This window comes from Luteimonas abyssi (assembly GCF_001482195.1).
GTDB classification, from domain to species: domain Bacteria; phylum Pseudomonadota; class Gammaproteobacteria; order Xanthomonadales; family Xanthomonadaceae; genus Luteimonas; species Luteimonas abyssi.
This window is the reverse complement of record NZ_KQ759763.1, coordinates 3,571,559-3,594,520: the sequence shown is the minus strand read 5'-3', so window position 1 is coordinate 3,594,520 and position 22,962 is coordinate 3,571,559. Positions and strand designations below refer to the sequence as shown.

The 22,962-nt window shown below is 70.1% G+C and carries 17 protein-coding genes; 12 read left to right on the top strand and 5 right to left on the bottom strand.

All coding sequences use genetic code 11. The annotated features are described in order from the left end of the window. The first annotated feature begins 18 nt into the window (after nucleotides 1–18). The 6 genes from RG19_RS15455 to RG19_RS15430 all read left to right on the top strand — a co-directional run bounded on the left by RG19_RS15455 (nucleotide 19) and on the right by RG19_RS15430 (nucleotide 11,099). Nucleotides 19–939, top strand: coding sequence for a LysR family transcriptional regulator (locus RG19_RS15455; RefSeq protein ID WP_082672717.1), 921 nt, complete (start codon nucleotides 19–21; stop codon nucleotides 937–939). Nucleotides 940–1,418: 479 nt separating this feature from the next. Continuing rightward, on the top strand, nucleotides 1,419–7,262 hold the full coding sequence (locus RG19_RS15450) for a YadA-like family protein (RefSeq protein ID WP_058836052.1): 5,844 nt from the start codon (nucleotides 1,419–1,421) through the stop codon (nucleotides 7,260–7,262). 59 nt (nucleotides 7,263–7,321) lie between these two features. After that, the gene (locus RG19_RS15445) at nucleotides 7,322–7,516 is read left to right on the top strand and encodes a hypothetical protein (RefSeq protein WP_058836051.1); all 195 of its coding nucleotides are present in this window, start codon (nucleotides 7,322–7,324) and stop codon (nucleotides 7,514–7,516) included. A 53-nt stretch (nucleotides 7,517–7,569) separates the two neighbouring features. Beyond that, complete coding sequence (locus tag RG19_RS15440; protein WP_058836669.1) at nucleotides 7,570–8,412, top strand: OmpA family protein; 843 nt, start codon at nucleotides 7,570–7,572, stop codon at nucleotides 8,410–8,412. 137 nt (nucleotides 8,413–8,549) lie between these two features. Continuing rightward, a complete protein-coding gene (gene mnmE / locus RG19_RS15435) occupies nucleotides 8,550–9,902 on the top strand; it encodes a tRNA uridine-5-carboxymethylaminomethyl(34) synthesis GTPase MnmE (protein WP_058836050.1) in 1,353 nt (450 codons plus the stop codon). Nucleotides 9,903–10,064: 162 nt separating this feature from the next. Continuing rightward, nucleotides 10,065–11,099 (top strand): energy transducer TonB, encoded by a 1,035-nt coding sequence (locus tag RG19_RS15430; protein WP_082672855.1) that lies wholly within the window; start codon nucleotides 10,065–10,067, stop codon nucleotides 11,097–11,099. 103 nt (nucleotides 11,100–11,202) lie between these two features. Here the strand turns inward: RG19_RS15430 and RG19_RS15425 are convergent, their stop codons facing one another. The 4 genes from RG19_RS15425 to RG19_RS15410 all read right to left on the bottom strand — a co-directional run bounded on the left by RG19_RS15425 (nucleotide 11,203) and on the right by RG19_RS15410 (nucleotide 15,896). Then, entirely contained in the window at nucleotides 11,203–12,384 is a 1,182-nt protein-coding gene (locus RG19_RS15425) for an ABC transporter permease (RefSeq protein ID WP_058836048.1), read from the bottom strand. After that, the gene (locus RG19_RS15420; protein ID WP_058836047.1) at nucleotides 12,381–13,127 is read right to left on the bottom strand and encodes an ABC transporter ATP-binding protein; all 747 of its coding nucleotides are present in this window, start codon (nucleotides 13,125–13,127) and stop codon (nucleotides 12,381–12,383) included. Before RG19_RS15420 ends, RG19_RS15425 begins: the two co-directional genes overlap by 4 nt. 62 nt (nucleotides 13,128–13,189) lie before the next feature. Beyond that, the gene (locus tag RG19_RS15415; RefSeq protein ID WP_058836046.1) at nucleotides 13,190–14,683 is read right to left on the bottom strand and encodes an alpha/beta hydrolase; all 1,494 of its coding nucleotides are present in this window, start codon (nucleotides 14,681–14,683) and stop codon (nucleotides 13,190–13,192) included. Nucleotides 14,684–15,080: 397 nt separating this feature from the next. After that, complete coding sequence (locus tag RG19_RS15410) at nucleotides 15,081–15,896, bottom strand: FAD-binding oxidoreductase (RefSeq protein WP_082672716.1); 816 nt, start codon at nucleotides 15,894–15,896, stop codon at nucleotides 15,081–15,083. Nucleotides 15,897–16,023: 127 nt separating this feature from the next. On the opposite strand from RG19_RS15410, the gene RG19_RS15405 reads away from it, so the two are divergent. From RG19_RS15405 to RG19_RS15390, 4 genes are all read left to right on the top strand, one after another. After that, entirely contained in the window at nucleotides 16,024–16,980 is a 957-nt protein-coding gene (locus tag RG19_RS15405; protein WP_058836044.1) for an ABC transporter ATP-binding protein, read from the top strand. After that, nucleotides 16,977–17,786 carry an ABC transporter permease gene (locus tag RG19_RS15400; RefSeq protein WP_058836043.1) on the top strand — a complete coding sequence of 270 codons (810 nt, stop codon included), beginning with the start codon at nucleotides 16,977–16,979 and terminating at the stop codon, nucleotides 17,784–17,786. Before RG19_RS15405 ends, RG19_RS15400 begins: the two co-directional genes overlap by 4 nt. A 209-nt stretch (nucleotides 17,787–17,995) precedes the next feature. Next, nucleotides 17,996–18,469: a hypothetical protein gene (locus tag RG19_RS15395; RefSeq protein ID WP_157515296.1), complete on the top strand. Its 474-nt coding sequence runs from the start codon at nucleotides 17,996–17,998 to the stop codon at nucleotides 18,467–18,469. Between the two features lie 142 nt (nucleotides 18,470–18,611). Beyond that, nucleotides 18,612–18,950: a hypothetical protein gene (locus tag RG19_RS15390; protein ID WP_058836041.1), complete on the top strand. Its 339-nt coding sequence runs from the start codon at nucleotides 18,612–18,614 to the stop codon at nucleotides 18,948–18,950. A gap of 48 nt (nucleotides 18,951–18,998) precedes the next feature. On the opposite strand, the gene RG19_RS15385 is transcribed toward RG19_RS15390, so the two are convergent. After that, nucleotides 18,999–19,811 (bottom strand): TatD family hydrolase, encoded by an 813-nt coding sequence (locus RG19_RS15385; RefSeq protein WP_058836040.1) that lies wholly within the window; start codon nucleotides 19,809–19,811, stop codon nucleotides 18,999–19,001. Between the two features lie 71 nt (nucleotides 19,812–19,882). Between RG19_RS15385 and RG19_RS17725 the strand changes: the two genes are divergently transcribed. Next, nucleotides 19,883–20,332 (top strand): hypothetical protein, encoded by a 450-nt coding sequence (locus RG19_RS17725; RefSeq protein ID WP_157515295.1) that lies wholly within the window; start codon nucleotides 19,883–19,885, stop codon nucleotides 20,330–20,332. Between the two features lie 36 nt (nucleotides 20,333–20,368). Next, complete coding sequence (gene hrpB, locus RG19_RS15380) at nucleotides 20,369–22,870, top strand: ATP-dependent helicase HrpB (RefSeq protein WP_058836039.1); 2,502 nt, start codon at nucleotides 20,369–20,371, stop codon at nucleotides 22,868–22,870. Nucleotides 22,871–22,962: the final 92 nt, after the last annotated feature.

Genomic DNA, 22,962 nt, shown 5'->3' with positions numbered 1-22,962 from the left:
CCGCCACGTCGGAGCGACATGCGGATGAAGGTGGACATCGAGCTCGCCGATCTCCAGGCCTTCGCCATCGTGGTCGAATCCGGTGGATTCACCGAGGCCGCCCGCCGCCTGGGCACCACCAAGTCGGTGCTCAGCCGCAGGGTGAGCGTGCTCGAACAGCGGCTGGGTGCGGTGCTGCTCGAGCGCGTCGCCCGCGGCATCCGCACCACCGAGGTGGGCGCGGTCTACTACGCCAAATGCGTGCGGATTCTCGAATCCGTGGACGCGGCCAGCGATTTCGTCGCCAGCTTCCACAACCTGATTCGCGGGCGACTGCGCGTGAAGCTGGGCAACGACGTGCTGGCGCGTCGGCTCGCGCCCTTCTTGCATGCGTTCGCCGCGGCGTATCCGCAGATCGTGCTCGACATCGTGGTCGCCAGCCCCTCCGCGGAGGACGGCTCCGATCCCGATGTCGCCATCCGCCTCCTCCAGGGCGACGAGGAAGGCTGGGTGTGCCTCCCGCTGCGCGAATGCCAGGAAATCCTCTGCGCCTCCCCGGATTATCTCGCCACGTACGGTGCACCGACATCGCTGCGCATGCTCGCCGATCACGACGGTCTGCTGGATGCCTGGCGGGACACGCGAGGCGGCTGGGAGTTGTCGGTGGACGGCCAGAGCCACTTCTTCCGCGTCCGCGAACGCTTGCGCAGCACCAGCGCCGACCGGCTGATCCAAGCGGCCGAAGCAGGACTCGGCATCACCCTGCAGCCCGACTGCCTGGTGACCGACGCGATCGCGGCCGGACGCCTGACGCCGGTCCTGGTCGGGCACGGTGGTGCGCAGCGCACGTTGGCCGCGTTGTATACGCCGAGCCGTCGCAACTCGAAGAAAGTGCGGGCCCTGCTGACCTTTCTGCAGGAACGCATCGGTCTTCTCTCGTCGGAGTTCCGGTCGGCGTGATGCCGGCATAACGGTCCGGTCCGCGACAGCGGACCGTCTCCCCCCGCGGCGAGGTCGGGGCGCGGCCGAGGCGGCCGCCCAGGAGACCGCCGCGACGCATCGCATGGCGCCGGCAACCGTGTCGCGGGGACCGCGTCTTCTCACGCGGACCACGCTCGCGAACGTCGATGCCGTCGAACCCGACGGCCGTCGCCTTCGCGCCTGCCCGGACGTCGACCCGTTCGTGTAACGCGAACGCTGGGTTCGCGGTCGCCCCCTGCCGTCGAAATGTCCGGTTGCCGATGCTGGGGCCTGGTAACGGAACCGCATCGCCCGATGGCCGCGGTCCGGCGGAGAGGTGGCCTTTCTCCGGGCCGGCGTCGCTCCCCCCCCGAAGCGACCCGGCCGACCGGCCATGACGGCGATGTCGATCCGTTCGCCATCGCCCACACATTCCGCGCTCGCTCGCTGCGATCCAACATCATCACAAGGACCTCGCCATGAACAGGATTTTCAAGAAAGTCTGGAACCGGACCCTCAGGCAGCTGGTCGTCGCATCGGAGTTCGCATCAGGCGACCGCGGCGCCGGCCCCGGTGCTGTCACCCGTGTCCATCGCGGCGGCCCGGCGCTGGGCGTACTGGGACTCGCGATGCTGGCCGTTTCGCCCGTCCAGGCGGTGTCGTACCAGGCCGGCACCGGCGCCGTGGCCGAAGCCTGCCAGGGCGCGTGGGCCAACCAGAACAATCCGGGCATTCCGAACTACAACGACAACGATACGAGCTGTGCCGTCGCCGTCGGGTTCAACGCATTTTCCGGCAACGGCAACGGCGCCGGAAACGGCGGAACCGCCATCGGCGCCAACGCCCGGGCGACCAGCACCGGTGTCTTCGGATCGACCGCGCTGGGCGCGAACGCCAATGCCGCCAATGCAGGTGTCGCCGTGGGCGCGCATGCGACCGCGACCGGCACCCGCGCGATCGCCCTCGGCCGCCAGAGCGCGGCGACCGGCACCGAAGCGATCGGTATCGGCTCGGGCTCGTACGCGCAAGGCGGGTCGAGCATCGCGATGGGCGCTGGCGCGCATGCGCAGGGCACCCGCGCGGTCGCGATCGGCACACGCTCGTCGACATGGAACAGCACCTTGATCGCCCAACAGACCCGTGCAGACGGCAGCGACGCCATCGCCATCGGCGGCGGCGCCACCCGGGGAACCCAGGCCACCGGCGCCAACGCGCTGGCGCTGGGTGCGCAGACCACCGCCACCGGCGTGAGCACGACCGCGATCGGCTCCTCGGCCCAGGCGACGGCCGCCGGCGCGGTCGCGATGGGCGAGCAGGCGGCCGCGCTCGGCCAGAATGCGGTCGCCCTCGGTGGGGCCATGCAGAACGCTACGACGCCCTTGGCCGCAGCCGATGCCGTGCGCTCGACCGGCATCGGTTCGGTGGCGATCGGTGCGAATGCCTTAAGCGGCGCGCAGTCGACGGCCGCCGATGCCATCGCCATCGGCGGCGGTGCCAGGGCGAGTGCCGCGAACACGATCGCGATGGGTCGCAACGCCCGTGCATTGCTGGATTCGGCGACGGCGCTGGGTAACAGCGCCAGTGCGCTCAGCACCGGATCGGTGGCGTTCGGCAGCCAGTCGAACGTCGCCGCCGCGGCGACCTCGGGCACCGCAATCGGCACGTCGGCGATCGTCTCGCACCAGTCGGCCGTCGCCCTCGGCGCCGGTTCGCAGACCGCCGCGGTCGTCGCGACGCCGAACACCGTGATCGCCGGAACCACCTACACGTTCGCGGGTGCGACCCCGACGGCGACGGTCAGCGTCGGCAATGCCAGCCTGACGCGCACGATCACCAACGTCGGCGCCGGCCGCATCAACGCGACCAGCACCGATGCCATCAACGGATCGCAGTTGCACGCCACCAACCAGGCGGTCGACGGGGTGGCGCAGGACGTGAACGCACTGGGCGTGAGCGTCGCCAACGGGTTCGGAGGCACGTCGAGCTATGACCCGGGCACGGGCGCCGTGACCACGGGCCTGACCGTGAACGGCACCGGCCACACCAGCGTGCAGAGCGCGCTGGATCAGCTCAACGGGGATGCCAACGCGGGCTGGAACGTGAGCGCGCAGGGCGCGAACGGCACCAATGTCGGCGTCAACAGCGCGACCGGCAACGATGTCGATCTCAACAACGCCGACGGCAACATCGTGGTCAGCAAGGCCGACGACAGCAACGACGTCACCTTCGACCTGGCCGACGATCTTAACGTCGCCGGCAGCATCACCGTCGGCGACACGGTGATCGACGGCGACAGCGTGACCACGACCAACCTGACCACCACCGGCACCACCCAGCTCGGCGACAGCTTCACCGTCGATGCCGGCGGCGCGCGCTACGACGGGCCGATCACCGACGCCACCCACATCGTCAACAAGTCCTACGTCGACGATTCGGTGACCGCCCTGGCGGATACGCCGCTGACGTTCGCCGGCGATGCCGGCACCAATGTCGACCGCCAGCTGGGCGAGACGGTGAACCTGGTGGGCGGTGCCGCCGACGAGACCGCGCTGACGGACGGCAACATCGGCGTGGTCGCCAACGGCACCGACACCCTGGAGATCAAGCTCAACAAGGACATCGACCTCGGCGACGACGGCAGTCTCGCCATCGGCGACACGTCGATCAGCAACGACGGCCTGACCATCGTCGGTGGCCCCAGCATCACCAACGCCGGCATCGACGCGGGCGGGCTGGTGATCAGCAACGTCGCACCGGGCGTCGCCGGTACCGACGCGGCCAACATGAACCAGCTCAACGACGTGGCCGACATCGCCAACGCCGGCTGGAACGTGAGCGCGCAGGGCGCGAACGGCACCAACGTCGGCGTCAACAGCGCGACCGGCAACGATGTCGACCTCAACAACGCCGACGGCAACATCGTGGTCAGCAAGGCCGGCGACAGCAACGACGTGACCTTCGACCTGGCCGACGATCTGAACGTCGCCGGCAGCGTCAACGTCGGCGACACGTCGATCACCAACGACGGCCTGACCATCGTCGGTGGCCCCAGCATCACCAACGCCGGCATCGACGCGGGCGGGCTGGTGATCGGCAACGTCGCACCCGGCGTCGCCGGTACCGACGCGGCCAACATGAACCAGCTCAACGACGTGAGCGACATCGCCAACGCCGGCTGGAACGTGAGCGCGCAAGGCGCGAACGGCACCAATGTCGGCGTCAACAGCGCGACCGGCAACGACGTCGATCTCAACAACGCCGACGGCAACATCGTGGTCACCAAGGCCGACGACAGCAACGACGTGACCTTCGATCTGGCCGACGATCTGAACGTCGCCGGCAGCATCACCGTCGGCGACACGGTGATCGACGGCGACAGCGTGACCACGACCAACCTGACCACCACCGGCACCACCCAGCTCGGCGACAGCTTCACCGTCGATGCCGGCGGCGCGCGCTACGACGGGCCGATCACCGACGGCACCCATATCGTCAACAAGAACTACGTCGACGATTCGATCGGCGAGCTCGCCGACACGCCCCTGACCTTCGCCGGCGACGCGGGCACGAACGTGGAGCGTCAGCTGGGCCAGACGGTGAACCTGGTGGGTGGCGCGACCGACGAGGCCGCGCTGACGGACGGCAACATCGGCGTGGTCGCCAACGGCACCGACACCCTGGAGATCAAGCTCAACAAGGACATCGACCTCGGCGACGACGGCAGTCTCGCCATCGGCGACACGTCGATCAGCAACGACGGCCTGACCATCGTCGGTGGCCCCAGCATCACCAACGCCGGCATCGACGCGGGCGGGCTGGTGATCAGCAACGTCGCACCGGGCGTCGCCGGTACCGACGCGGCCAACATGAACCAGCTCAACGACGTGGCCGACATCGCCAACGCCGGCTGGAACGTGAGCGCGCAGGGCGCGAACGGCACCAACGTCGGCGTCAACAGCGCGACCGGCAACGATGTCGACCTCAACAACGCCGACGGCAACATCGTGGTCAGCAAGGCCGGCGACAGCAACGACGTGACCTTCGACCTGGCCGACGATCTGAACGTCGCCGGCAGCGTCAACGTCGGCGACACGTCGATCACCAACGACGGCCTGACCATCGTCGGTGGCCCCAGCATCACCAACGCCGGCATCGACGCGGGCGGGCTGGTGATCGGCAACGTCGCACCCGGCGTCGCCGGTACCGACGCGGCCAACATGAACCAGCTCAACGACGTGAGCGACATCGCCAACGCCGGCTGGAACGTGAGCGCGCAAGGCGCGAACGGCACCAATGTCGGCGTCAACAGCGCGACCGGCAACGACGTCGATCTCAACAACGCCGACGGCAACATCGTGGTCACCAAGGCCGACGACAGCAACGACGTGACCTTCGATCTGGCCGACGATCTGAACGTCGCCGGCAGCATCACCGTCGGCGACACGGTGATCGACGGCGACAGCGTGACCACGACCAACCTGACCACCACCGGCACCACCCAGCTCGGCGACAGCTTCACCGTCGATGCCGGCGGCGCGCGCTACGACGGGCCGATCACCGACGGCACCCATATCGTCAACAAGAACTACGTCGACGATTCGATCGGCGAGCTCGCCGACACGCCCCTGACCTTCGCCGGCGACGCGGGCACGAACGTGGAGCGTCAGCTGGGCCAGACGGTGAACCTGGTGGGTGGCGCGACCGACGAGGCCGCGCTGACGGACGGCAACATCGGCGTGGTCGCCAACGGCGACGACACCCTGGAGATCAAGCTCAACAAGGACATCGATCTCGGCGCCGACGGGAGTGTGGCCATCGGCGCCACGTCGATTACCAACGACGGCCTGACCATCGTCGGCGGGCCGAGCATCACCGTCGGCGGGATCGATGCCGGTGGCAATCGCATCACCAACGTCGCGGATGGCCAGGCCGACTCGGATGCGGCCACCGTCGGCCAGGTGACCGACGCCATCGACGCCAACCGCACGCGCTACTACAGCGTCAACTCCACCGGCGGCGGCAACTTCGACAACGACGGTGCGACGGGCGAGGACGCGATCGCCGCGGGCAAGGATGCCGAAGCCGAGGGCGACGACGCCATCGCGCTGGGCCGCGGTGCGATCGCCTCCGACGAAGGCGCCGTGGCGGTCGGTGCGGATGCCCAGGCGGCGGCGCTCAACAGCATGGCGATCGGGGCCGGCGCCGTCGCCAGCCACGCCAACAGCATCGCGCTGGGCGCGGGATCGGCGACCACCGTGGGTGCGCAGACGGGCTACGACGGCGCGTTCGTCGGCACCAGCAGCTCGACCGGCGAGGTCAACGTCGGCGGACGCCAGATCACTGGCGTGGCGGCCGGCTCCGCCGACACCGATGCGGTGAACGTCAGCCAGCTCCAGGCGGGTGTGCAGAACGCGGTGGAGACGTCCAACGCGTACACCGACTCGCAGATCGGTCAGGTCAACACCCGGATCGACGAGATCGACGGCCGGGTGACCAACATCGAAGGCGACATCACCGACATCCGCGGCGACATCACCAGCATCGACGGCCGGGTGACGGACATCGAAGGAACGGTCGAGAACATCACGGTCACCATCGACGAGTTCGACGGCCGGGTCACCGATATCGAGAACGGCGCCTCCGGCGCGTTCCAGGTCAAGCAGGGCGAAACCTACGTCGCACCGACGCCGACCGGCAGCAACGCATCGGCCGGCGGCAATGGCGCACGGGCCAGCGGCGACAACAGCACGGCGATCGGCAACCAGGCGGTGGCCAGCGGCGACAACAGCACCGCGATCGGACAGGGCGCCACCGCGAGCCATGCCAACAGCGTGGCACTGGGACAGGGCTCGGCCACCACGGTGGGCGCACAGGCCAGCTACGAAGGTGCGTACGTCGGCAACAGCAGCTCCACCGGCGAGGTCAACGTCGGCGGTCGCACCATCAGCGGTGTGGCGCCGGGCCGGGCCGGCACCGATGCGGTCAACGTCAACCAGCTCAACGCCGGTGTCGACCACGCCATCACCCAATCGAACCTGTACACCGACTCGCGTATCGGGCAGATCCAGGAAGACATGTGGACGATGGAGCGCGGTTACCGCGGGGCGACCGCTTCGGCGATGGCGATGGCCGGCCTGCCGCAGGCCTACCTGCCGGGCAAGAGCATGCTGGCAGTGGGCGTCGGCGGCTACCAGAGCGAGTACGGCATGGCCGTGGGCCTGTCGGGCATCACCGACAACGGCCGCTACGTCTACCGCGCGCAGGCCAGCGGCAACACCGCACGCGACTGGGGCTTCTCGGTGGGCGCGGGGATCCAGTGGTGACCGGCTGGACGCGGAGCGCCTGCGGGCGCTCCGCGTCCGATTCGCGACGGAGCAGATCCATGGAAGAGATCCCGACGGGGGACGGCACCCTCCGCACCCAACGCACGGTGGCCACGATCTACGGCGACATCACGCTGACGATCGAGGCGGACAGCCGGGCCGAGATGCGGGTCCTGCACATCCTGGCGAAATCATCGCTCGAACGCACCCTGCGTCACCTGCTGCTGCCGAATCCGGAGCACGACGCCGATTGAATGGAATCCGCATGGTTTTCCACGGCCACCACCAATTCAAGGAACCACCGACCATGAACACCGCTACCGCCATCGCCCGCCGGACCGCCTACGGTCTGTGCATCGTCAGTGCCCTGCTCTTGACCGCCTGCGGCACGCGCCATGTCAGCAAGGACATCACGCCGGAGGGCCGCGCCGGGGCGGTCGTGTTCCCGGATCCCGACCGGATCGTGCTGAAGGGCGGCACGTTTCCGAACCTCGAAGACCTGCGGGCGATCGGTCCGGGCGTCACCAAGGATCAGCTCTACCAGGCGCTGGGACGCCCGCATTTTCGCGAAGGCCTGTTCGGCGTGCGGGAGTGGGATTACCTGTTCCATGTCCGGACCGACACCGGCACGACCACCTGCCAGTACAAGGTGATCTTCGACGACGAACAGCGAGGCCAGAGCTTCCACTGGGCACCGGCGTCGTGCGCGGATCTGGTCGCCGCCCGCACCCCGCCCGCGGCCGCCGCGATGGCGCCGGGCGCGTCCCGTTTCGATGTGCAGACCGATACGCTGTTCGCCTTCGCCCGTTACGGTCGTGGCGACATCCTCCCGCACGGCGAAGCCGAGCTGGCGGCACTGGGCGCTCGCCTGGCGGCCGCGCGCCGTGCGAACGTGCGGGTGGTCGGACATACCGACAGGATCGGCGGCGAGCAGGCCAATCAGCGGCTCTCGGAGCGCCGGGCGGCCACGGTCCGTACCGTGCTCGTGGAGCACGGCGTACCTGCGGCGAGCATCGCCTCCGAAGGGCGCGGCAAGTCCCAGCCCGTCACCCGCGACTGCGCCGACGGCATGGCGCGTGCGGCGCTGATCGAATGTCTGAAGCCCGACCGTCGCGTCGAGATCCTGGTGACGGGCGAAGAAACCGGCTGAGGACGCACGTCCGGCCGGGTGCGGGTCTGCGCGGCGGCGTGGCCCCGCCCGCCGCGACGCTGCGCGGGTCGAATGCGTTCGTGTCGGGCAGGGCCGGGGAGTGGGCCGCCGCCGGCACTTCTGCGACACTTCGGCCGATGCATTCCGAAGACGACACCATCGCCGCCATCGCCACCGCATCCGGGGCAGGCGGCATCGGCGTGGTGAGACTGTCCGGGCCGCGCGCCCGCCGCATCGCCGAGGCGGTGTGCGGACGTGAACTGCGGCCTCGCCATGCCCACCATGTGCGTTTCGCCGATACGGCCGGCGACACCGTCGACGACGGGCTGGCGCTCTGGTTCCGTGCGCCGGCCAGCTATACCGGCGAAGACGTCGTCGAGTTGCAGGCCCACGGCAGTCCGCCGGTGCTGCGCGCGCTGGTCGATCGCGTCGTGGCGCTGGGTGCGCGCCGTGCGCGGCCCGGCGAATTTTCCGAGCGTGCCTTTCTGAACGGCCGCCTCGATCTGACCCAGGCCGAGGCGGTTGCCGATCTGATCGCCGCGGCGGATCTGCGTGCTGCGCGGGCGGCCCGGCGATCGCTCGACGGCGTGTTCTCGACCCGGGTCGAGGCGTTGGCGGCCGCGTTGCTCGCGATCCGCGTCCAGGTCGAAGCCGCGATCGATTTCGCCGACGAACCCATCGAAACCCTGGGTGGCGCCCGGCTGACCGCCGATCTCGCCGCGGCCCGCGATGCCTTGGAGACACTGCTGGCGGCGGCGGCGCGCGGCCGGAAGCTGCGCGACGGCTGGCACGTGGTGATCGCGGGGCCGCCGAACGCGGGCAAGAGCTCGCTGCTCAATGCGCTCGCCGGCGAGGAGCGCGCCATCGTCACCGATGTGGCCGGCACCACCCGCGACCTGTTGCGCGAAGCGGTCGTGGTCGGCGGCATCGAGATCACCCTGGTCGACACCGCAGGCCTGCGCGCGAGCGGCGACACCATCGAGCGCGAAGGCATGCGCCGGGCCCGAGACGAGCTGACCCGGGCCGATCTCGCGCTGGTGGTGGTGGACGCCCGCGATCCCGAACACGGTCTCGCCGCAGTGGCGGATGCGGTGGCCGCGGTGCCGCAACGGCTGGTGCTGCACAACAAGTGCGATCTGCTGGCGTCCGGCGTCGAGGACGACCGTTCGACCGATGTGCGCGAACCGTTGCGCGTCTCCGCGCGCACGGGCGCGGGACTCGCTGCGCTGCGTGCGCATCTCGAGACCGTGCTCGGCGCCGCACCGGCATCCGGGGAGAGTGCGTTCACTGCGCGCGCGCGGCATGTCGACGCGCTCGACGAGGCGCGGCGTGCCCTCGAGCAGGCGACCGCCGAACTCGCGCACGAGCGCCTCGAGCTGGCCGCCGAAGCCTTGCGTCACGCCCACGACGCGCTGGGCGAGATCACCGGGCGGATCACCCCGGACGATCTGCTCGGGCGCATCTTCTCCACCTTCTGCATCGGCAAGTGACGCGCCGGCGTTGGCGTTGCGTCTCGATCCGCATCACAATCCGTGCCCGTGGACGGCGAGGCGCGCATTCAGATTGGCGAGCCCCGTGTCGCGACGGTTGACAAATCGCGCCCGCTGACGCGGACTTACGCGGCGGTGCGCTCGCACTTCAGGGGGATGACGATGGTGGCGATGTCCAAGGGGAACATGAGATGGGGTCGGGCGCTGTGGGCCATGGGGATGGCCTGCGCGTTGGCGGCGTGTTCGAACGATCCGACACCGGCAGGCGATGCGCAGTCGCCGGCCGGACAGGATGCGGGGGCACCCGCGACGACGGACGCGCCGGCATCGGACGCGGTGGCGACGCTGAGTGCCGACGAACTGCGCGCCGCGGCATCGCGGGCGTACCAGGAAAGCCGGCTGTACGCGCCGCCCGGCGACAACGCACTGGAGTATTACCTCGCGTTGCGCGAGAAGGTGCCCGGTGATGCGGGCGCATCGAGTGCGCTGACCGACCTGTTGCCGATGACGGTCATCGCCACCGAGCAGGCACGCGATCGCGACGACTTCGAGGAGGCGCGTCGCCTGCAGGCGCTGATCCAGCGCACCGATCCGAACCACCCGGCGGTCGGTCGTCTGGCCACGAGCATCGAGACCGCGCAGCAGGCCAGCGAGACGCGCGTGGAGCAGCAGGCCCTGAGCGCGGAACAGGAGGCCGAACGCCGCCGCCAGCTCGAGGCCGATCGCGCGCGCCAGCAGCAGGAGCAACAGGAGCAGGCCGCGCGCGATCTGGCCGCGCAACAGGCCCAGGCCGAGCGCGATGCCCAGGCGCAGGCGGCGCGCGAGAGCGAGGCGCGCGCCGCCGCGGAACGTCAGGCGGCCGATCGGCAGGCGGCGGAACAACGCGAGGCGGCGGCCCGCGCGGCGCAGCCGTCGACACCGGCCTTCGTCGCCCCCAGTGCCGCTGACCTGCGCCCGATCAGCACGCCTGCGCCGCGTTACCCGCAGGACGCGTTGCGCAGCGGCCAGTCCGGCGAGGTCATGGTGGAGTTCACCGTCGCCCTGGACGGATCGGTGGACAACGTCCGCGTGGTACGAGCCGATCCGCCCCGGGTGTTCGATCGCGAGGCGATTCTCGCGGTCAGGCGCTGGCGGTTCGAGCCGGTCGACGCGCCGATCACCACGCGCCGGACCATCGGGTTCACGCCCGGCGGGTGATGACCCGGGAGCGGTGCGGAGGCGAAGAAAAGGCCCGGCGGATGCCGGGCCTTTTCCGTTCTCGGCGAGGCCAACACCGCGCGTGGCGCGGCGTGACTGACGGTCAGCCCGAGATCGCCAGGCGCTCCTGGCCGTACCGTCGCACCGCCACCCCCCACAGCAGCGCGGCCAGCGCCAGCGATGCGAGCAGATAGACCGCCCAGATGTCGGGGGCGATGATCTCGGCGCGGATGACCTTCAGGATCAACTGGTTCTGGGCCAGGAACGGCACCGCGAACTGCCACAGCTCGGTCTTGACTGGATTCACCATCAGCACGAACGTCGGCACCATCGGCAGCAGCATCAGCCAGGTCATGTGGCTCTGCGCTTCCTTGACGCTCTTGGCGGCAGCGGCGAGCACGGTGAACAGGCCGGTGCCGATGACCAGCATCGGCAGCAGGATCAGCAACAGCTTGCCGATGGCCGCCCAGCGCACGTCGAGCATGCGTGCGGTGTCGCCGGCAAGCTGCGCGCTGGCCTTGAACGCGAGCAGGATCAGCAGCAGCGAGACCAGTCCCAGCACGCAGGCCGCGGCCATCTTGCCGCTGACGATGGCGCCACGCGAGGCCGGCGTGGCCAGCAACGGTTCCAGCGACTGCCGCTCGCGCTCGCCGGCGGTGGCGTCGATGATCAGATACACGCCGCCCAGAAATGCCGACAGGATCAGCAGATACGGCAGCACGAACGACAGGACCAGGCTGCGCTTGGCCTCCTCGCTGGCGAGATCGCGCGTGCCCACCCCGAGTGGGCGCACCACGCCGGGATCGATTCCGCGCGCGACCAGGCGCAGCGCGCCGACCTGCTGCCCGTAGGCATCGAGCGCGGTGCGCAGCCGCATCGTCGGCACCTCGGCATTGCGCCGGGTGCTGTCGCTGACGATATCCACGCCGGCCGCATGACCGGCGCGCCAGGCGCGGTCGAAATCGGGCGCGATCTCCAGCGCGACGTCGATGCGCTGGGCGGCGATCTCCGCCTCCAGATCGTCGGGCGGCGCCACCGCTTCGATGCCGTGGCTGGCCAGGAACGCCATCAGGCTGGGTGCACGTTCGGCGCCGATGACCGGAATCTCCAGGGTGCGGTCCATCTCGGTGCGCACCCGCTGCTCGGCCAGCGCCGACATGCCGAACATGAACATCGGATACAGCAGCGGCCCCAGCAGCAGCGCGATGGCCAGCGTGCGGCGGTCGCGCGAGATGTCGCGCAGTTCCTTGCGCATCACCGCGAACACGGACGACAGGGTCTTCATGCCAGCAGTCCCTCCTCGGAGCCGATCGCACGGACGAAGGCATCTTCCAGGTTGTCCTCGCCGAAGCGCGCGCGCAGTTCGTCGGGCGTTCCGTCGGCGACCACGCGGCCCTGGGCGACGATCACGATGCGATCGCACAGCGCGGCCACCTCCTGCATGATGTGGCTGGAGAACACCACGCAGCGACCCTCGTCGCGCAGACGGAACAGGAACTCGCGCATCGCGCGGGTGGTCATCACGTCGAGCCCGTTGGTGGGCTCGTCCAGGATCACGTTGCGGGGATCGTGCACCAGCGCGCGCGCGATCGCGGTCTTGGTGCGTTGACCCTGGCTGAAGCCTTCGGTACGGCGGTCGAGGATGTCGTCCATGTCCAGCGCCGCCGACAGCTGTGCGGTGCGTTCGCCGATCTGCGCGCGCGACAGGCCGTGCAGTTCGCCGAAGTAGGCGATGTTCTCGCGGGCGGTCAGGCGCTTGTAGACGCCGCGTGCGTCGGGCAACACGCCGAGGATGCGGCGCACACCGGCGGGATCCTCCGCGGCCTGGATGCCGTCGACCTCGATCTCGCCGCGGTCCGGGCGCATCAGCGTGTAGAGCATGCGCAGCGTGGTGGTCTTGCCGGCGCCGTTGGGTCCGAGCAGGCCGGTGATGCGGCCGTCCTCGGCGACGAAATCGACGCCGTCGACCGCCTGCACGGTGCCGGTGCGGGTCTTGAACGCCTTGTGCAGTTGTCTGGCGATGATCATGGGGTGAGTCCGGTCGCGGAAAGAGGGCGCGCGTGGCGGGAGATCGAATGCCGGCGCACCGGTCAGGGGTCCCAGCCGTTGAAACTGGTGAACGGCGGGACCTCGCGCAGCGCGTCCAGGCAGCCGGTGTCCAGCGCGTCGACGTCGGCGGTTTCGACGAAGCGCGCCAGCAGTTTCGGCATGCAGCCCACCGGCAGGGTGCCGTGGCCCTGGCCACGCAGTACCAGATGTCGGCCGTTGGGCAGTTGCTCGGCCACGCGCTCGCCGTAGGCCGGCGGAGTCACCGGATCGAGTTCGCCCGACAGCAGCAGCACCGGCTGGGTGCCGGCGAACGCATCGGTCGCATTCGCGTCGGCGTCGCCGCGCGGCCACACCGCGCAGGCGGCGAAGAACATGCGCGCGACTTCTCCGGTGAGGATGGTGGTGTCCGCCTCGGCCTGGTCGGGCCGGTAGCGGGGCGCGTCTTCCGTACACAGCACCGACCACTGCATGCCGCGGGTCATGCCGCCCGCCACCTGCTGACTGGTCATCTGGGTCAGTGCCATCAACGCGCCGTAGCGACCCTGGCCGGCCTCGTCGAGCATCAGCGGCAGCAGCGATGCGGTTTCCGGCGCGTAGGAGAACAGGAACGCCAGGCTGGTGACCGTATCGGCGGTCACCGTGCCGCGCGCGCTCGCGCCGCTGCTGGCATCGCGGTACTCGACCTCCACCGGGTCGCTGTCGAGTCGCGTCATGACCTCGCGCAGCCGGGTCGGCGCATCGACCGGAAAGCGCGCCGCACACGGCGCGCTGCGCGCGCACTGGGCGGCCTGCAGGCCGAGCGCGTCCTCGAAGGTCCGGGCGAACTCCGCGCCGACGATCAGGTCGTTCGGGGCGACGCCGTCGAGCACCACGGTGCGCGTGCGGTCGGGATGCCGCATCGCGTACTGCTGCGCGACCCGGGTGCCGTACGAGGCGCCGATCAGGTTCACGGTGTCGACGCCGAGTGCGGCGCGGACCGCGTCGAGATCGGCCACGGCGGCGGCGGTGGTGTAGTGGCGCGGATCCGCGCGATCCCGAAGGCCGGCCAGGCAAGCGGCGGCATAGGCTTCGATCGCGGCGACGTCCTGCATCTGTTCGGGGTCGGACGGCAGCGGCGCGCCGTCGGCATCCACACAGTCCAGCGGATTGGAATCGCCGGTGCCGCGCTGATCCACCAGCACGATGTCACGCGAACGCCGCACCTCGCGCAGTGCGGCGTCGATGTGTCCCGCATACGCGGTGGCGGCCTGGCCCGGGCCGCCGGCGAGGAAGAACACCGGCTCCAGCCCGGCCTGGTTGCGCGCCGGCAGCACGGCGATGTTGAGCGCGAGGGTCCGCGCGTCGGGTGCGTCGCGATCCTCGGGCACGTCGAGCCGACCGCACATCGCTTCCACCCGCATGGCGCCCTCGCCGGCGGAACACGGCGCCAGCGCAAGGGCGCCGAACCGCGCTCCGGCATTCGGTTCGCGCTCGCCGCCGCAGCCGGCCAGCAGGGCGGCGGTGCACAGGGCCACCCACAGCGATCTGGTGTTCATCACGGGTCCTCGTACAGAAAAATCGATTCGATGGCGGCGTCGAAAAATCGGGCGCTCCGGAAGACCGGCCGCGAGCCGGCGTCGTCGCGGCCTCCCGATCGCCCGCACCCCCTGGTCCGACACATCCAGACGCGCGCCGTGAGCCGTCTGTGACCGCCTCGCGCGGCTGTCCGACAGACCGGCGTGCCCCTGCGGGGACGGTACCGCATGATGAGGCGCGCGTTCGCACGTTGCGACAACGCTTTTCGCTCAGATTCGATCCGTTGGAGGCGTCGCGCCCGGCTGAAGTCCTTCCGCCAGCCGTGCGTCGAGCCGGTCCAGGCGATCCTGGAACATGGCACCGCCCTCGCGATGCGCGCGCCGCGCGGCGATCAGCCGCGCCCGGCGGCGCGCCGGCCTACTTGGAGCTGACGTACTTCTCGCGGCGGATCTGCGGTACCGGCAGACCGTGGTCCTTCAGCGCCTCGAAGCAGGCATCGACCATGTTGGGATTGCCGCACAGATAGGCGATGTCGCCCTCGGCCTGCGGTGCGAACTCCGCCAGGAACTGCTGCACATAGCCGTGGCGGACATCCGGGTGGTCGTGCGCGGAGCCGGGTGCGGGCAGCTCGCGCGAGAAGCAGGGCACGAAGCGGAACGCGGGATGCGCTTCCGCGAACGCGCGGAACTCGTCGCCGTAGAGCAGTTCATCCGGCGTGCGCGCACCGAACAGCAGCACCACCTCGATCCCGCGCTCGGCGATCTGCCGTTCCAGCAGCGGCAGCATCGCGCGGTAGGGTGTGACACCGGTACCGGTGCCGATCAGCAGGTAACGGCGGTTGCTGTCCTGCGGCATCAGGCAGAAGCGCCCGAACGGGCCGCTGGCGTCCACCCGGTCGCCGATCGCCAGGCCTTCGAACAGCGCGGTCGCCGCGCCGCCGGGCACGTAGCTCACCGCGACCTCGACCGCGGTGCCGGGCGGCGCATCGGGTGCATGGATGGTCGCCAGCGAATAACTGCGTTTGGTGGCGGTGCCGTCGGCGTACTGGAAGTGGATCTGCACGAACTGCCCGGGCAGGAACGCGACCGGCTGGCCGTCGCCGTGCTCGAACGTGAGATGGGCCACGCTCGGCGCCAGCATGCGGCGGCCGGTGAGGGTGAGGGGAAAATGCTGGATGGCCAAGGCGGAACCGTCGTCGTGCGCGGTGGCGTCACCGCGGGGTAGAAGAGACATCGGCCGATGTGGGGCCGGACGTGGCCCGGCACATCGGGCCGGCGCGCAACACTGCATCGCACGGCCATCCCCGGGCAGCCGCCTATACTAGCGGGATCGCCGCGCGGCCTGCGGCCGGGACGTTCACATGCAGCCATCCGACGCGGCGGCGCCCGCCTCCGCACTTTCCCTGCGCGATCTGCGCAAGACCTACGCCGGCGGCGTCGAGGCGCTCAAGGGCGTGTCGCTCGAGGTCGCCCCTGGCGATTTCTACGCGCTGCTCGGCCCCAACGGGGCGGGCAAGAGCACCCTGATCGGCATCGTGTCCTCGCTGGTCAACAAGACCTCGGGCACGGTCGAGGTGTTCGGCACCGACCTGACCGCCCGCCGTGGCGAGGCGATGCGCCTGATCGGGCTGGTGCCGCAGGAAATCAATTTCAACCTGTTCGAAAAGCCCTTCGACATTCTGGTCAACTACGCGGGCTTCTACGGGGTTCCGCGGGGCGAGGCCCAGGCGCGCGCGGAGGAGGAACTGCGCGCCGCGCATCTGTGGAACAAGGCGCAGGTGATGTCGCGCACGTTGTCGGGCGGGATGAAGCGGCGGTTGATGATCGCCCGGGCGATGATGACCCGGCCGAAGCTGCTGATCCTCGACGAACCCACCGCGGGCGTCGACATCGAGATCCGCCGCGGTATGTGGCAGGCGCTGCGCGAGATCAACGCCGCCGGCACCACCATCATCCTGACCACGCATTACCTCGAGGAAGCCGAGGCGCTGTGCCGCAACATGGCGATCATCGACCACGGCCGCATCGTCGAGCAGGGCGCGATCCGCACCCTGCTGGCCCAGCTCGACGTCGAAGGTTTCGTGCTCGACATCGACGGCGCGCTGCCGGCCGCGCTGCCGGCCCTGGAGGGCGTGAAACTGCTCGCCCGCGACGATCACACCCTGGACCTGGAAATGCCGCGTTCGATGGATCTCAACCGCGTGTTCGCGCAGCTCGACACCGCCGGCATCCGGGTGCGCTCGATGCGCACCCAGAGCAACCGGCTGGAGGAACTCTTCGTGCGCCTGACCGCCCACCACGCCGAGCGCACCGCATGAGCGCCGTGTCTCCGGAGCCGTCGTCTTCGCCGTCGCCGTGGCGCGCGCACTGGGTCGCGCTGGGCACCATCGTGCGCCGCGAGGTCACCCGCATCCTGCGCATCTGGGGCCAGACCCTGGTGCCGCCGGCGATCACGATGACGCTGTATTTCCTGATCTTCGGCGGTCTGATCGGCTCGCGCATCGGCGAGATGGGCGGCGTGTCCTACATGGATTTCATCGTCCCCGGCCTGGTGATGATGAGCGTCATCCAGAACAGTTACGGCAACATCTCGTCGAGCTTCTTCGGCGCCAAGTTCGGCCGCCACGTGGAAGAGCTGCTGGTCAGCCCGATGCCGAACTGGGTGGTGCTGTGGGGCTACGTCGCCGGCGCCGTGGCGCGCGGCATGGCCGTGGGCGTGATCGTGCTCGGCATCGCGATGCTGTTCACCCACGTGCGCATCCCGCATCCGCTGGTGACCTTCACCACGGTGCTGCTGGGCGCGACGATCTTCTCGCTGGCCGGCTTCATCAACGCCGTGTACGCGAAGAAGTTCGACGACGTCGCGATCGTGCCGACCTTCATCCTGACCCCGCTGACCTATCTGGGCGGCGTGTTCTATTCGGTCACCCTGCTGCCGGGGTGGGCGCAGGCGATGACCTACGGCAATCCGATCTTCTACATGGTCAACGCGTTCCGCTACGGCCTGCTCGGCGATTCGGACGTGCCGCTGTGGATCGCCTACGCGTTGATGCTCGGGTTCGTGGTGACCCTGTCGGCAGTGGCGCTGACCTTGTTGCGGCGGGGCATCGGCCTGCGCAGCTGAACACGCGTCGCAGGCCCTGTGCTACGGTCCTGTGCGATGCGGGCTCCGGAGCGGGCGATCATGAGGCGCGACATCCGCGCCCAGGCCGGCGGTCGTCGCCTCCGCACGTGCCGGGCGATGCCGGCACGTCCGTGAGCGCGGTCCGCAAGCGGGTCGCCTTGTATGGCCGCAAGCGCCGTCGTTCCCTTTTGTCCTTTCTGGAGATGTCCATGTCTCGTGTTCCGTCCCGCGCGCTGCGCCATCCGGCCGTCTGGCTCGCCCCGTTGTTCGCCATCGCCTTGGCCGCCTGCGGCGGCAACACCGATACCGACGCGCCTGCACCGCAGACCACGGACGCCGAAGATGCGGCCGACCGGGCAGCCGACGCGCCCGCCGGCACCGGGGCCGGTCCCGAGGTCGACGATCCGGCCCTGATGGGCGCGCGCATGGGCGCGGGCATGCAGGCGCTGATGGAGCGCTGCGAAGGCATCGAAGGCGAGCCGATCGAGTTCAACGCGCAACAGCGTCGCGAATTCGAAGCGCAGGGCATCGATCCGGATGCCTTCCAGGTCACCTACCGGGACGCCTACGCCGAGGCCCGGCGCGACGTGGCGGCGATGTCGGCCGACGATCTCGCCCGCGGCTGCGAGGAAATGGAAGCCCTCAGGCAGATGGCCGAGCAGATGGAAACGCAGGCGGGCTGACGCGTCCGCAGACGATTCGAACAGACGGACGCGCGCGCGTCCGGCTAGGCGGTCCGGCCCGTGCGACCCGACCGCCGGCATCCGGCAGGCGCAATGCCGCGCCGATGCCGCTGCGTGTTCTCGATGTCACCAGGAGAGACCCATGACGACCCGGACCCGACGACTGCTGATCACCTGCCTGCTGCTGGTCGGCGCCACCGCGTTCGGAGCGGTCGCCAATCCTGCCGCGCAACAGCTGGTACAGGCCGGCGGCGCCATGCAGGCGGCCGCCGAGACCTGCGACAGCGACTACACCGAGGCCCAGCTCGCCGAGTCGAAGACGCAGCAGCGCGGCCTCGCGGTACAGATGGGCTTGTCCGAAGCGCGGTTCGAGCAGGTGTTCGAGGCGGCGTACATGGACGCTCGTGCGAAGCTCGCAGCCCTGTCCGCGCAGGACCGTGCCGATGCTTGCCGGCAGCTGGAGCAGATGCCGGCGCGTTGACCGAGGGTCACCGCCGCCGCCACGCGAAAGCAGGTGCGAGGCGGGGCGTCAGGCCGGTGAGGGCAATCCGAAGAACGCGCGCGCCGCATGCGTGGTGGCGGCCGCTGTCGTGTCGACAGGTTCGCCGCGATCGCGCGCGAGCTCGGCGACGATGTGCGGCAGGAACGCCGGCTCGTTGCGGCGGTCCTTCGGCATCGGCGTCAGCGAGCGCGGCAGCAGATAGGGTGCGTCGGTCTCGACCATCAGGCGCTCGGCCGGGATGTGCGGCACCAGCTCGCGCAGGTGCTTGCCGCGGCGCTCGTCGCACAGCCAGCCGGTGATGCCGACGTACCAGTCGCGGTCGAGGTAATCGAACAGTTCCGCCCGGGTGCCGGTGAAGCAATGCACCACCGCAGGGCCGATCCGGCCCTCGAAGCCGCGCATGATCGCCATGAAGTCGTCGTGCGCATCGCGCTGGTGCAGGAACAGCGGCTTCGGGGTACCCGCCGTGGCCAGGTCGGCAGCGAGCTGCAGCTGGCGCTCGAACGCCTTGTGCTGGGCCGGACGCGGGGAGAAATCGCGGAAGTAGTCGAGCCCGCATTCGCCCACCGCCACCACCTCCGGGTGCGCATGCAGCGCGCGCATTTCGGCATCGCATTCCTCGGTGTACTCGACCGCATGATGCGGGTGCACGCCCGCCGTCGCGTACAGCAGGCCCGGATGCGCCTGCGCCAGGGCGAGCGCCTTGGGCGAGTGCTCGCGGCTGGCGCCGGTGATCACCAGTTGCGACACCCCGGCGTCGCGTGCGCGGGCGAGCACCGCGTCGCGATCGCGGTCGAAACTGTCGTGGGTCAGGTTGGCGCCGATGTCGACGAGCTGCATCTGTCGTATGGGATCGCAAGGGACAGTACGCATTGTAAGGGCGTCGACCGCGGCTGCCTCGTGGAAATCTGATGCATACTCCGATAGGCCTCGTTCTGAAGAAGGCTTTCGCCTTGGCTCGCATTTCCTCCGCTGCCGCGTTCTTCGTCTGCCTGGCCTGCACGCCGACATTGGCAGGACACGATGTGGGGACTGCCACGGAACGGCCGGAACGCGCCGTGCTCGTGTTCGCCTGTCACGCGCCTTCGCAGGGACGTTGCACCGAAGCGTATCTGGTGGCCGATGCCGAAAACACGGATCTGGAGAAAGACCGCCGGGCCCTCGATATCGATGTCGCCAGCATGAACTGTCCGCAGGGCGAACATCCCGTTGCTGATTGTCCCTCTGAGAACAGGGCGGGTACCTGCGACCTCGGTGATCACGGCAGCGCATTTGCCCGCTTGCATCTGTACCGGTCGATGCCTGATGTGGAAGGTGCGTTGCGGGACTGTCGTGGGGGCGCGCACCGACGCACGCGATAGCGATGCGATGCATCCGGCATTTTCTACAATGACGCGATGACCGAGTCGTCATTCCCCATCGATGCGCTGTTGCCCGACATCCAGGCCAGCCTCGCCACGCATCCGCGGCTGGTGCTGGAGGCGCCGCCGGGCGCCGGCAAGACCACGCGCGTGCCGCTCGCACTGCTGGACGCGGACTGGCTGGACGGCGGGCGGATCGTGATGCTCGAACCGCGTCGGGTCGCCGCGCGCAGCGCGGCGACGTTCATGGCGACGGCTCTGGGCGAGGACGTCGGCGAGACCGTCGGCTATCGCATCCGCTTCGAGCGCCGGGTATCCGCGCGCACCCGCATCGAGGTCGTCACCGAAGGCATCCTGACCCGCATGCTGCAGGACGACCCGATGCTGGAAGGCGTCGGCGCATTGCTGTTCGACGAGTTCCACGAGCGCCACCTGGCCGGCGACCTCGGCCTCGCGCTGGCGCTCGACGTGCAGGCGCAGTTGCGCGAGGACCTGCGCGTCGTGGTGATGTCGGCCACGCTCGACGGCGAACGGCTGGCGCAGTGGCTCGATGCGCCGCGCTTGTCGAGCGCGGGGCGAAGCTTCCCCGTCGCCGTGGCGCATCTGCCGCCGCGGCGCGACGAGGCGCTGGAAGCACAGGTGCGACGCGCGGTCACCCAGGCGCTGGCCGCGCATCCCGGCGACGTGTTGGTGTTCCTGCCGGGTCGGCGCGAGATCGCGCGGACGCAGGCGGCGCTCGATGCGGCGGGGATCGACGCCGAACTGCTGGCGCTGCACGGCGAGCTGCCGGTGGAACAACAGACACGGGTGCTGCGGCCGGCCGCCGACGGCACCCGGCGTGTGGTGCTGGCGACCAACGTCGCCGAGTCCTCGGTGACCTTGCCCGGGGTGCGCGTGGTGATCGATGCCGGCCTGGCGCGCGAGCCCCGCTACGATCCCAACAGCGGCTTCTCGCGGCTGGAGACGGTGACGATTGCCCAGGCCTCGGCCGACCAGCGGGCCGGTCGCGCCGGTCGTGTGGCCGAAGGCTGGGCGTACCGGCTGTGGTCCGAATCGCACCGGCTGGAGCCGCAGCGGCGGGCGGAAATCGCCCAGGTCGAACTGGCCGGCCTGGCCCTGGAGCTGGCGGCCTGGGGCAGCGATGTCGTGCGGTTTCCCGATCCCCCGCCGCCCGGCGCGATGGCCGCCGCCCGCGAATTGCTGGTGCGGCTCGGGGCGCTGACCGAGGCCGGTACGATCACCGCCGCCGGACGCCGGATGCTCGCGCTCGGCGCACATCCGCGCGTGGCCGCGATGCTGCTGGCCGCCGATGGCGATGCCGAGCGGGCGCTCGCCGCCGATCTGGCCGCGCTGGTGGATGCGCGCGATCCGCTGCGCAGCCGTTCCGATGCCCTCGCGGAGCGCTGGCGCGCGCTGGCGGCGTCCCGGTCCGGCCGGACACCCGCCGATGCCGGGCGCGGTGCCCTGGCCGCGATCGACGCCGCGTCCCGGCAGTGGCGGCGCCGGATCGGTGCGCAGGTGATGCCACCGGAGGCGATCGAGGCGCATGCGCTCGGCGATCTGCTCGCCCATGCCTGGCCCGACCGGATCGGCGCCCGCCATCCCGTCGATCCGCTGCGCTACCAACTGGCCAACGGCCGGACGGTGCGCCTGTTCGACGACAGCACCCTGCGCGGCGAACCGTGGCTGGTCGCCGTCGAACTGCGGCACCAGCCCCGGGGCGACGCCATGCTGCTGCGTGGCGCGCCGGTGGACGAGGCCCACCTGCGACGTGCATTCGCCGGGCGTTTCGTCGAGCACGAGGGTGCGGTCTGGGACGAAGGCAAGCGTGCGCTGGTCGCCCGGCGGGAATCGCGGTTCGACCGGATCGTGCTCGACAGCCGTCCGGCGGGACGCGTCGACCCGGCCCAGGCCGCGCACGCGCTGACCGACGCGGTGCGCGGGATCGGGCTGGAGGCGTTGCCGTGGACCGAGGGCCTGCGGCAGTGGCGCGCCCGTGCGATCTGCCTGCGCACCTGGATGCCGGAACTCGGCCTGCCCGACCTGGGCGATGCGGCCCTGCTCGCCAGGCTCGACGACTGGTTGCTGCCCGCGTTCGTCGGCAAGACCCGCCTGGATGCGCTGGCCGAGGACGCCCTGGGCGAGGCACTCAGGACGCCGGTGGACTGGGCGCTGCGGCAGCGCATCGACCGGCTGGCGCCGACCCGGATCCAGGTGCCGTCGGGACTGGAGCGTCGGATCGACTACGCGTTCGATGCGGACGGCGCGCCGGAGCCGCCGGTCCTGGCGGTGAAGCTGCAGGAGCTGTTCGGCCTGGCCGACACCCCGCGCATCGCCGACGGTCGGGTGCTGCTGACCCTGCACCTGCTCTCGCCGGCCGGCCGGCCGCTGCAGGTGACCGGCGATCTGCGCGGGTTCTGGGAGCGGACCTACCCGGAGGTGCGCAAGGAAATGAAAGGCCGGTACCCGCGGCACCCGTGGCCGGACGATCCATGGAACGCCACGGCCACCCATCGGGCGAAGCCACGGGGAACGTGAGGCGCGGCGGCGCGCGTGATGCGACGTGGGCAGGCCTGTGCGGTCCGCACGGATACCGGGCTCCGGCGGCAGGACGCCGTGCATGCCCCCGT

Coding starts and splice junctions, on each gene's coding strand:
- mnmE (WP_058836050.1), top strand. CDS start 8,550: ATGCATTCCGAAGACGACACCATCGCCGCCATCGCCACCGCATCCGGG.
- RG19_RS15395 (WP_157515296.1), top strand. CDS start 17,996: ATGTCTCGTGTTCCGTCCCGCGCGCTGCGCCATCCGGCCGTCTGGCTC.
- RG19_RS15425 (WP_058836048.1), bottom strand. CDS start 12,384: ATGAAGACCCTGTCGTCCGTGTTCGCGGTGATGCGCAAGGAACTGCGC.
- RG19_RS17725 (WP_157515295.1), top strand. CDS start 19,883: ATGCATACTCCGATAGGCCTCGTTCTGAAGAAGGCTTTCGCCTTGGCT.
- RG19_RS15385 (WP_058836040.1), bottom strand. CDS start 19,811: ATGCAGCTCGTCGACATCGGCGCCAACCTGACCCACGACAGTTTCGAC.
- RG19_RS15405 (WP_058836044.1), top strand. CDS start 16,024: ATGCAGCCATCCGACGCGGCGGCGCCCGCCTCCGCACTTTCCCTGCGC.
- RG19_RS15450 (WP_058836052.1), top strand. CDS start 1,419: ATGAACAGGATTTTCAAGAAAGTCTGGAACCGGACCCTCAGGCAGCTG.
- RG19_RS15455 (WP_082672717.1), top strand. CDS start 19: ATGCGGATGAAGGTGGACATCGAGCTCGCCGATCTCCAGGCCTTCGCC.
- RG19_RS15430 (WP_082672855.1), top strand. CDS start 10,065: ATGGTGGCGATGTCCAAGGGGAACATGAGATGGGGTCGGGCGCTGTGG.
- RG19_RS15420 (WP_058836047.1), bottom strand. CDS start 13,127: ATGATCATCGCCAGACAACTGCACAAGGCGTTCAAGACCCGCACCGGC.
- hrpB (WP_058836039.1), top strand. CDS start 20,369: ATGACCGAGTCGTCATTCCCCATCGATGCGCTGTTGCCCGACATCCAG.
- RG19_RS15390 (WP_058836041.1), top strand. CDS start 18,612: ATGACGACCCGGACCCGACGACTGCTGATCACCTGCCTGCTGCTGGTC.
- RG19_RS15440 (WP_058836669.1), top strand. CDS start 7,570: ATGAACACCGCTACCGCCATCGCCCGCCGGACCGCCTACGGTCTGTGC.
- RG19_RS15400 (WP_058836043.1), top strand. CDS start 16,977: ATGAGCGCCGTGTCTCCGGAGCCGTCGTCTTCGCCGTCGCCGTGGCGC.
- RG19_RS15410 (WP_082672716.1), bottom strand. CDS start 15,896: ATGTCTCTTCTACCCCGCGGTGACGCCACCGCGCACGACGACGGTTCC.
- RG19_RS15415 (WP_058836046.1), bottom strand. CDS start 14,683: ATGAACACCAGATCGCTGTGGGTGGCCCTGTGCACCGCCGCCCTGCTG.
- RG19_RS15445 (WP_058836051.1), top strand. CDS start 7,322: ATGGAAGAGATCCCGACGGGGGACGGCACCCTCCGCACCCAACGCACG.